Annotated in this window: 2 protein-coding genes and 1 pseudogene; all 3 read left to right on the forward strand. The window is 53.8% G+C overall.

Translation table 11 applies throughout. From position 1 onward, the window contains the following. The first annotated feature begins 145 nt into the window (after window positions 1-145). On the forward strand, window positions 146-1,210 hold the full coding sequence (locus JIN85_RS20145) for an NAD-dependent epimerase/dehydratase family protein (protein WP_200274232.1): 1,065 nt from the start codon (window positions 146-148) through the stop codon (window positions 1,208-1,210). Between the two features lie 10 nt (window positions 1,211-1,220). Beyond that, window positions 1,221-1,985 carry a WecB/TagA/CpsF family glycosyltransferase gene (locus tag JIN85_RS20150; protein ID WP_200274234.1) on the forward strand — a complete coding sequence of 255 codons (765 nt, stop codon included), beginning with the start codon at window positions 1,221-1,223 and terminating at the stop codon, window positions 1,983-1,985. 28 nt (window positions 1,986-2,013) lie between these two features. Continuing rightward, window positions 2,014-2,243, forward strand: a pseudogene (locus tag JIN85_RS20155) (nucleotide sugar dehydrogenase); the annotation flags it as partial.

Genomic DNA, 2,243 nt, shown 5'->3' on the forward strand with positions numbered 1-2,243 from the left:
ACCGTTGAGGAAATGTGCGCCGAAATGGTCGCCTCCGACCTCGACAAAGCCCGCCGCCACGCCCTCCTCAAACAACACGGCCACCACGTCGCCGTTGCCAAGGAGTAGTCGCCTCAGACATTGGGTTTAGCATCCGAATCATCTTATGAATATCGCCATTGTCACCGGCTCGGCTGGACTAATCGGTTCAGAATCCACCAAAGCACTCCATGCCAAAGGCTTCACCGTCGTTGGCATCGACAATGATATGCGGGCTTACTTCTTCGGCGATGAAGCATCGACGAAGAAGAACAACGGCTCGCTTACCGATAGCTTGCCAAACTACCTTCCTAGAGCGGTGGATATCCGTGATTGGGCAGCCACCGAGGCGATTTTCAAAGAATTTGGCAGCGATATCAAACTCGTCATTCACACGGCAGCCCAGCCTTCACATGACTGGGCCGCCCGTGAACCCTTGACGGATTTCGGGGTTAACGCGACTGGGACTCTGCACATTCTGGAAGCAACCCGTTTGCACTGTCCTGAAGCGGTTTTCATTTTCACAAGCACAAACAAGGTCTACGGCGACACTCCAAACCTGCTGCCGCTGATCGAACTGGAAAATCGCTGGGAAATCGAAGAGTCGCACCCATTTCACATCGGGATCGATGAATCGATGTCGATCGATCACACCAAGCATTCGATTTTTGGAGCCAGTAAAGTGGCGGCCGATGTGATGGTTCAGGAATATGGCAAATACTTCGGGATGAAGACCGCCGTTTTCCGCGGCGGATGCCTCACGGGGCCTTCACACGCTGGAGCGGAACTGCATGGGTTCCTCGCCTATCTGATGAAGTGCATTGTCGAAAAGCGCCCGTATCGGATTTTCGGCTACAAAGGCAAACAAGTCCGCGACAACATTCACGCCCATGATCTGGTCGATGCATTTTTAGCATTCTACGAAAACCCTCGCTCCGGTGAGGTTTATAACATGGGTGGCAGCCGCCATTCCAATTGCTCGATGTTGGAGGCCATCCGGATCGGCGAGGAGATGACCGGCAACAAACTCGATTTCACCTACATGGAGGACAACCGGATCGGTGACCACATCTGGTATATCAGCGACGTCCGCCGGTTCCAAAATCATTATCCTGACTGGAAGTATAACTACTCCATCAACGACATCCTCAGGGAAATCTACGAGGCCTGCACGCAATCCACGAATTCCTGATCCCTCTGATATGCTGACAGTTCCACTCATTGGCCTGCCTGTCGCCGCGACCACTTATGCGGGCGCAGTGGACTGGATCCTTGAGCATGCGAAGCAATCCAACCGGACCTTCGCCGTTGAAGCTGCAAACACGCACGTTGCGGCACTTGCTCGCAGCAACAAGGAATTCGGCGAAGCGATGGAGCGATTCGATCTGATTTGCCCGGACGGCATGCCTCTCGTTTGGCTTCTGAACTCCAAATTGGATGATCCTCAGCAAAAACTGACCGACCGGGTCTACGGCCCGACCTTGATGCTGGAAACGCTCAAGGCGACCAATCAGCCCGATTCACCCTACCGGCATTTCCTTCTCGGCGGCCAACAAAGCACCTTGGACAAACTTCGCAGCCATTTTAGCGAAGAGTTTCCCAATGCCTCGATTGCAGGTGTTCACTCACCTCCTTTTGGCGAGTGGCCCGAAGATGAATTCGAGAACATTTGCAGGAAAATCAAGGAATCCAGAGCCAATCTGATTTGGGTCGGTCTCGGCTGCCCGAAACAGGAACTGTGGATTGCAAAATACAAAGATCTACTTCCTCCTGGCGTTTATTTCGGCATCGGTGCCGCATTTGCTTTCCACGCCGGCGAGGTCCGACAAGCCCCATCATTCCTGCAAAAACTGGGGCTTGAATGGGCATATCGGGTCGCCATGGAACCGCGCCGTCTGTTCCGCCGTTACTTCACTTATAACTCACTTTTCCTCTTTTACTCACTCCGCGATCACATGCGCGGATAACCCGTTTCAGCACTCCTAACAACACCTCATGAGCATCACCGTAAAAAACATCTGCTGCCTTGGCGCCGGCTACGTCGGCGGCCCGACTATGGCCATGATCGCCGCGAAATGCCCGGACATCCAAGTCACGGTCTGCGATTTCAATGAAGCACGCATCGCCGCCTGGAATTCCGATGTGCTGCCGGTTTATGAGCCTGGCTTGGACGAGGTGGTCACCGCTGCCCGGGGGAAAAACCTTCACTTCACCACCGATATCAA

It is taken from the genome of Luteolibacter pohnpeiensis, from assembly GCF_016595435.1.
GTDB lineage: Bacteria > Verrucomicrobiota > Verrucomicrobiia > Verrucomicrobiales > Akkermansiaceae > Luteolibacter > Luteolibacter pohnpeiensis.

Coding starts and splice junctions, on each gene's coding strand:
- JIN85_RS20145 (WP_200274232.1), top strand. CDS start 146: ATGAATATCGCCATTGTCACCGGCTCGGCTGGACTAATCGGTTCAGAA.
- JIN85_RS20150 (WP_200274234.1), top strand. CDS start 1,221: ATGCTGACAGTTCCACTCATTGGCCTGCCTGTCGCCGCGACCACTTAT.